Annotated in this window: 8 protein-coding genes; 2 read left to right on the forward strand and 6 right to left on the reverse strand. The window is 66.6% G+C overall.

Annotated features, from left to right (window positions below):
• The 6 genes from G3N97_RS35130 to paaA form a co-directional block, all read right to left on the reverse strand.
• The coding region (locus G3N97_RS35130) for a DUF1835 domain-containing protein (RefSeq protein ID WP_205997439.1) at positions 1–621 on the reverse strand (621 nt) is incomplete at its 3' end.
• A 244-nt stretch (positions 622–865) separates the two neighbouring features.
• Positions 866–1,954 carry a 1,2-phenylacetyl-CoA epoxidase subunit PaaE gene (gene paaE, locus G3N97_RS35135; protein ID WP_176079598.1) on the reverse strand — a complete coding sequence of 363 codons (1,089 nt, stop codon included), beginning with the start codon at positions 1,952–1,954 and terminating at the stop codon, positions 866–868.
• 1 nt (position 1,955) lies between these two features.
• Positions 1,956–2,486 (reverse strand): 1,2-phenylacetyl-CoA epoxidase subunit PaaD, encoded by a 531-nt coding sequence (gene paaD, locus G3N97_RS35140; protein WP_231957608.1) that lies wholly within the window; start codon positions 2,484–2,486, stop codon positions 1,956–1,958.
• A gap of 28 nt (positions 2,487–2,514) precedes the next feature.
• Positions 2,515–3,321: a 1,2-phenylacetyl-CoA epoxidase subunit PaaC gene (gene paaC / locus G3N97_RS35145; RefSeq protein ID WP_205997440.1), complete on the reverse strand. Its 807-nt coding sequence runs from the start codon at positions 3,319–3,321 to the stop codon at positions 2,515–2,517.
• 10 nt (positions 3,322–3,331) lie between these two features.
• Positions 3,332–3,667 carry a 1,2-phenylacetyl-CoA epoxidase subunit PaaB gene (paaB, locus tag G3N97_RS35150; RefSeq protein ID WP_346778163.1) on the reverse strand — a complete coding sequence of 112 codons (336 nt, stop codon included), beginning with the start codon at positions 3,665–3,667 and terminating at the stop codon, positions 3,332–3,334.
• Positions 3,664–4,665, reverse strand: a complete 1,002-nt coding sequence (paaA, locus tag G3N97_RS35155) for a 1,2-phenylacetyl-CoA epoxidase subunit PaaA (protein ID WP_205997441.1) — start codon at positions 4,663–4,665, stop codon at positions 3,664–3,666. Before paaA ends, paaB begins: the two co-directional genes overlap by 4 nt.
• 272 nt (positions 4,666–4,937) lie before the next feature.
• Between paaA and G3N97_RS35160 the strand changes: the two genes are divergently transcribed.
• Entirely contained in the window at positions 4,938–6,197 is a 1,260-nt protein-coding gene (locus G3N97_RS35160) for an SGNH/GDSL hydrolase family protein (RefSeq protein ID WP_205997442.1), read from the forward strand.
• On the forward strand, positions 6,194–6,472 hold a 279-nt coding region (locus G3N97_RS35165; protein ID WP_205997443.1), incomplete at its 3' end, for a hypothetical protein. The genes G3N97_RS35160 and G3N97_RS35165, both read left to right, overlap by 4 nt.

The raw sequence follows: 6,472 nt of genomic DNA on the forward strand, positions 1-6,472 counted from the left end.
CCACGGTGCGCTCGACGGACATTGCGCGTTCAGGGTGTCGAGGATCAGCGCGTCGAGATCGGCCCAGGCGCCGCTGGTGAAGGTGTTGTCGCGCCAGCGGCGCATTTCGCCGTTCGCGAACTTCGCTTCCTGCCATTCGAGCGCGAGGCGCGTGATGCGCAGCACCGAGATCGGCGCGGCGTCGGGCAGGCGCGTGCGCAGGCGCTCGGCGGCGTGCTCCGGCGTTCCGGCCAGGTCGTCGGCGGCGAGGCGCACTTCGTTCAGGCGTTGCGGTGCGCAGCGCAGCCGGTAACAGACGCGGCGCAGCGTGAGCTGATCGGCGGCGTCGTGCGTGTGCCAGATCACCACGTGGGCGTCGTCTTCTTCGACGGCGGCGAGCGCGGCGCAGTCGTGCTGCGCGGGCGTTTCCGGCACGTCGCCGAGGCGCTGCCAGAACGCCGCGCGCTGCGCCGCGCCTGGATTGCCGCTCGCGTCGATGTCGCGCAGCGGGCCGACCGTGAGGTCGTCGTTCAGTGCGATCACGCGCACGGCCTGGCCCGTGGCGGGTTGGCCCGCCGCGTCGAGAGCCTGTCGCAGCGCGGCCGCAGCCGGCTCGCCATGAATGAGGTGGATCGTGGTCATCGACAACTCGTTGCGCTCGCCATGAACGCCATAAACGCCAGCCAGCGCGCTAGAGACAAAAGGGACCGCCCGCGCGACGCAGCGAAGTGCGCCTGGCGCGGGCGGCCCCTAGTGTAAGCGGATCGCCTGAGGCTCGAAAGCGTGTTGTTGCTCTAGAGCGGATATGTCACCGCTAATTTCGGTTTCGGCACGATTCGGCCCTTAATTGGCGCATTCATGGAGCGCGGCGTCGGGACTGCGGCGTTCAACGCTCGTCGAAGCTCACCACCACGCGCTCGCTGACCGGATGGCACTGGCAGGTGAGCACGAAGCCGTCCTTCACTTCCTGCTCTTCGAGCGTGTAGTTCTTGTCCATCTTCACCTCGCCTTCGAGCACGCGGGCGCGGCAGGTGCAGCACACGCCGCCCTTGCACGCATACGGCAGCGCGAGACCGGCTTTCAGACCGACGTCGAGCAGGCTCACGCCCTCGTAGGGCAGACGCAGCTTGCGCTTCTTGCCGTCGATGACGATTTCCAGCTCGGCGGCCGGCGTATCCGCGGTGATTTCGACCGGCGGCACGCCCGCCTGCGGCAGCGGCGAGCCGAAACGTTCGACGTGGACATTCGGCTTGGGCACGCCCGCGACCGAGAGCGCGGCTTCGGCGGCGTCCATCATCGGCGCGGGGCCGCAGATGAAGGCTTCGTCGATCTCGCCGGGCGGCAGCAGCGTGTCGAGGAACGCCGCGCACTTGGCCTGATCGAGCACGCCGTTGAACAGCTCGACGTCCTGCAGATCGTCCGACAGCACGTGGTAGAGGCGGAAGCGGTCCATGAAGCGGTTTTTCAGGTCTTCCAGCTCCTCGGCGAACATGATCTGGTCGACGCTGCGGTTGCCGTAGACCAGCGTGAACGCGCTGCGCGGCTCCGTTTCGAGCGTCGTCTTGACGATCGCGAGCACCGGCGTGATGCCCGAGCCGCCCGAGAACGCCACGTAATGCTTGCCGTGATCGGCGTTCAGGTGCGTGAAGAAGCGGCCGTCGGGCGTCATCACGTCGATTTCGTGGCCCGGCGCGAGCTGATCGAAGGCGAAGTTCGAGAAACGCCCGCCGCGCACGCGCTTGATGCCGATGCGCAGTTCGCCGTCACGGTCGTAATCGGTCACGCCGACGCAGATCGAGTACGAGCGGCGCGTTTCCTCGCCTTCGATATGGGTCTTGAGCGTGACGAACTGCCCTTGCGTGAAACGGTAGGCGTCGCGCAGCTCGGGCGGAACTTCGAACGCGACGGAGACCGCGTCCGCGGTTTCGGGACGTACTTCGCGGATGCGCAGCGAATGGAATTGCGGGGTGGCCATATCAGTACGGTTTGAAGTAGTCGAAGGGTTCGCGGCAATCGAGGCAGCGGTACAGCGCCTTGCACGCGGTCGAGCCGAATTGCGCGAGGCGCTCGGTGTGCTTCGAGCCGCAGCGCGGGCAGACGGGCGCGGGCAGTTTCGGCATGAAGGTGATCGGCTTTTCGTCCGGACCTGACGCCGCGCCGCCGCCGCAGTTGCCCGTGGGCGGCGCGATGCCGTAGGCGCGCAGCTTTTCGCGCGCTTCGTCGGTGATCCAGTCGGTGGTCCAGGCGGGCGTCAGCGTCGTGGCGATGCGGTACGGCGCGATCTGCGCCGCGTCGAGCGCGTGCGCGACGTCCTCGGCGATCTGCGACATGGCCGGACAGCCCGAATAGGTCGGCGTGATGACCACTTCGAGCTGGCCGTCGTCGGCGCGTCGCACGTCGCGCAGAATGCCGAGTTCGCGGATCGACACCACCGGGATCTCCGGATCGGGCACCGCTTCGAGCGCGGCCCAGGCGCGTTCGAGCGCGCGGTCTGCCGTGGCTTGCATCGTCATCTCCCTGGAAGCGGGGCGCGGCTTACCAGCGCGCGTCCGGATGCTGGCGCGCGAGGCTCTGCATTTCGGCGAGCACGAAACCCATGTGCTCCGAGTGTTCGCCGAGCTTGCCGGTGCTCACGTGCTTGACCGGCGCGGGCGCGACGAGCGTGGCTTCGTCGAGCGCGGCTTGCACGTCGGCGCGCCACGCGGCTTCGAACTGGGCGGTGAGCGGCGCGATGCCGGCTTCGGCCACGGCGGCTTCCACCGCATCCGTGCTGAAGAACTCGCGCGTGTACGGCATCAGCCAGTCGAGCGCGGCCTGGGCGCGGCGGTGCGATTCCTCGGTGCCGTCGCCGAAACGGATCAGCCATTCGCGCGCGTGATGCACGTGATAGCGCGTTTCCTTGATCGAGCGCTCGGCGATGGCGGCCAGTTGCGGATCGGCGGAGCGCAGCAGCGCGGTCCACAGATGCGCCATCAGCGACGCATAGAGGAAGTTGCGCACGATCGTCACGGCGTAGTCGTTGGCCGAATGCGTCGTGCCGGCGAGCGGCCCGAAATGCGGCAGCTCGACGAGCGTGTAGTTGGCGAACTCGCGCTCGGCGCGGAAATAGGCGTAGTCGTCCTCGGTGCGCTCGCGGCCGGTGAGCGCCTTGTCGAGCGTCGCGGCGTGCGTGTACAGCAGGCGCGCCTGGCCGATCAGGTCGAGGCTCATGTTGGCGAGCGCGATGTCTTCTTCGAGGATCGGGCCGTGGCCGCACCATTCCGTGTTGCGCTGACCGAGGATCAGCGCGGTGTCGGCGAGGCGCAGCACGTACGCGAGGTGTTCTTGCGTGGGCGTCGTCATGGTCTCGCTCTTACATGTGGTTGACTTCGTCGGGCAGCGTGTAGAACGTCGGATGGCGATAGATCTTGTCGCCAGCCGGTTCGAACAGCTCGGCCTTTTCGCTCGGGTCCGACGCCGTGATCGCCGCCGACGGCACTACCCAGATGCTCACGCCTTCCTGACGGCGCGTGTAGACGTCGCGCGCCATGCGCAGCGCCATCGAGGCGTCGGCGGCGTGCAGGCTGCCGCAATGCTTGTGATCGAGCCCCTGCTTGCTGCGCACGAACACTTCCCAGATCGGCCATTCCTTGTTCATCTTGCTGTCTCCTTCGAGTCTCTGTTGGCTCATTTGCCGGGTTCGGGTCATGCCGCGGCGAGCTGGTCGGCGCGCTGACGCTGTTTCTCGGCATGGGCGAGGGCGGCTTCGCGCACCCACGCGCCTTCGTTGTGCGCCTTCACGCGCGTGCCCAGACGTTCGCGGTTGCACGGGCCGTCGCCGTTGACGACGCGCCAGAATTCTTCCCAGTCGATCGTGCCGTAGTCGTAGTGGCCGCGCGCTTCGTTCCATTTCAGGTCGGCGTCGGGCAGCGTCACGCCGAGCACTTTGGCCTGCTCGACCGTGGCGTCGACGAACTTCTGGCGCAGATCGTCGTTCGTGATGCGCTTGATGCCCCATTTCGCCGACTGGTTGCTGTGGACCGAATCGGCGTCGCTCGGGCCGAACATCATCAGCACCGGCCACCACCAGCGGTTCACGGCCTGCTGCACGAGTTCGCGCTGCGCCTCGGTGCCTTGCATCATCGCGAGCAGGGCGTCGAAACCCTGGCGCTGATGAAACGACTCCTCCTTGCAGATACGGATCATGGCGCGCGCATACGGGCCGTAGGTGCAGCGGCACAGCGGGATCTGGTTCATGATCGCCGCGCCGTCGACCAGCCAGCCGATCACGCCGACGTCCGCCCAGGTGGGCGTCGGGTAGTTGAAGATGCTCGAATACTTGGCCTTGCCCGCGTGCAGGGCGTCGATCAACTGGTCGCGCGAGACGCCGAGCGTTTCCGCCGCGCTATAGAGATAGAGGCCGTGGCCCGCCTCGTCCTGCACCTTGGCGAGCAGGATCGCCTTGCGCTTCAGACTCGGCGCGCGCGAAATCCAGTTGCCCTCAGGCAGCATGCCCACGACTTCCGAGTGCGCGTGCTGCGAGATCTGGCGCACCAGCGTCTTGCGGTAGGCATCGGGCATCCAGTCCTGCGGCTCGATCTTGCCGTCGGCGGCCATGATGGCGTCGAACTGGACTTGCTCGGGCGAGTCGGCGCCCGCGTCGAGCGGGGCGACATTGCCGGGAATGTCGAGGGATTGCGTGTACATGGAGACGCTCTCGCTGTATTGGGTATGGTGCGCAGTATAAACCAACCGACCGGTCGGTAAATGAATATTTTGAGCCTGGATAAAAGGGCGCGAAGTTGCATGGATCGATACGAAGGATGCGACGTCGCGCTGCTTGAGTTGTAGGCGGGATTGGCGCTGGATGTGCGGCGGGATGGGTGGGGTTTCGTTCGCCGGTTTTGTCAGGCGGATGGAAGGTCGCGCCGCGGAGCATGCGGCACAATGGGCGCTTTGCCTGCGCACTCGCTCCCCGGATGAAGATTTCCCTCGCACACTTTGCGGCCCGTGCCGCGTTTCTCGTCGCGCTCGGCGCCGCGGCGCCCGCCTTTGCCGAACAGCCGGCCAGCGGCCATTGGGTGACAAGCTGGGCGACCACGCTGCAGTCGATTCCCCAACGTAACGCGCTGCCGCCGCTGTATCGCGCGCCGGACGTGGCAGGGCGGACCGTGCGGCAGATCGTGTTTCCGTCGCTCGGCGGCGAGGTGGCGCGCATCCACATCAGCAATCTCTATGGCACCACGCCGCTGATGATCGGCGCGATGGCGATCGCACCGTCTGCGGGCGGATCGGCGACGAGCGAAGCGCAAACGGCGCGGGTGACGTTTGGCGGGCGCGAGAGCGTGTCGGTGCCGCCGGGCGGGGAGCTCGACAGCGACCCGGTGCATATCGCGTTGAAGAGCGGCGCGCCGTATGCGATCAGCTCGTATATGGGGCCGCAGCAAACCGTGGTTGCGTGGCACCGCGTGGCGAGTCAGGTGAACTATGTGTCGCGGTCGGGCAATCACGTGACGGATCCGTCGATCGGCGCGTTCAACCAGCGTTTCACGCAGTACCTGTGGGTGACGGGGCTGGCGGTCGAGGCGCCGGGGGCGTCGACGGTCGCGGCGATCGGCGATTCGATCACCGACGGCATGCGCTCGTCGCTCAACGAAAACCGTCGCTGGCCGGACGCGCTGTCGCGCCGTCTCGCTCGCGAGTCGCGCGGCAATCTGGCCGTCATCGATATGGGTATCAGCGGTAATCGCCTGCTGAGCGATTCGCCCTGCTACGGCGAGGCGCTCGAGCGCCGCTTCGAACGCGATGCGCTGCGTCCGGGTGTGCGCACGGCGGTTCTGCTGATCGGCATTAACGACATCAACTTTCAGGCGATGCCGCCGCGCTCGGGGCTCGACTGCGATTTCCCGCACACGCGCGTGAACGCCGACGATCTGATCGCGGGCTACAAGCGCGTGATCGCGATGGCGCATGCGCGCGGCGTGCGCATTCTCGGCGCGACGCTCACGCCGGCGGCGCTGCCGCCAGAGCGCGAGGCGATCCGCGCCAAGGCGAATCAGTGGATTCGCACGAGTGGCGCGTTCGACGGCGTGGTGGACTTCGATGCGGCGCTGCGTGACCCGGCTGATCCGCTGCGTCTGCGCCGCGAGTACGACAGCGGCGACCATATCCACCCGAGCGACGCGGGCTACGCGGTGATGGCCAATGCCGTGCCGTTGGTCGCGCTGGCAGGAAAGTGAGGATTTTTTCCGTCACCCCCTTGCGCCTGGCTGCAGGGGGCGCTAAGATTCGCCCCCTTCGCTGCACGCAACAAGCAACACGCCGCAGCGAAGCCCGCGACGAAACAAGCGGGTTCGCAGGATCAACAAGTTTTTTAAGCGGTAGCGTAAAAAAAGATGTTGACGAAACGAAAAAGAGCCTTCATAATCTCGTTTCTCTGCTGCTGACGCAGCAACGCAGCAAACGCCGGGTAGTAACAGCGCACTACGGTGCGGCAGTCGAGCCGGGCGGTTTG

Source organism: Paraburkholderia sp. Ac-20347, from assembly GCF_017104805.1.
Classification (GTDB): domain Bacteria; phylum Pseudomonadota; class Gammaproteobacteria; order Burkholderiales; family Burkholderiaceae; genus Paraburkholderia; species Paraburkholderia tropica.

What these genes read in the sequence shown, in the direction of transcription:
- paaA (WP_205997441.1), bottom strand. Translation starts at nt 4,665, where the DNA reads ATGTACACGCAATCCCTCGACATTCCCGGCAATGTCGCCCCGCTCGAC.
- paaD (WP_231957608.1), bottom strand. Translation starts at nt 2,486, where the DNA reads ATGCAAGCCACGGCAGACCGCGCGCTCGAACGCGCCTGGGCCGCGCTC.
- paaB (WP_346778163.1), bottom strand. Translation starts at nt 3,667, where the DNA reads ATGACCCGAACCCGGCAAATGAGCCAACAGAGACTCGAAGGAGACAGC.
- paaC (WP_205997440.1), bottom strand. Translation starts at nt 3,321, where the DNA reads ATGACGACGCCCACGCAAGAACACCTCGCGTACGTGCTGCGCCTCGCC.
- paaE (WP_176079598.1), bottom strand. Translation starts at nt 1,954, where the DNA reads ATGGCCACCCCGCAATTCCATTCGCTGCGCATCCGCGAAGTACGTCCC.
- G3N97_RS35160 (WP_205997442.1), top strand. Translation starts at nt 4,938, where the DNA reads ATGAAGATTTCCCTCGCACACTTTGCGGCCCGTGCCGCGTTTCTCGTC.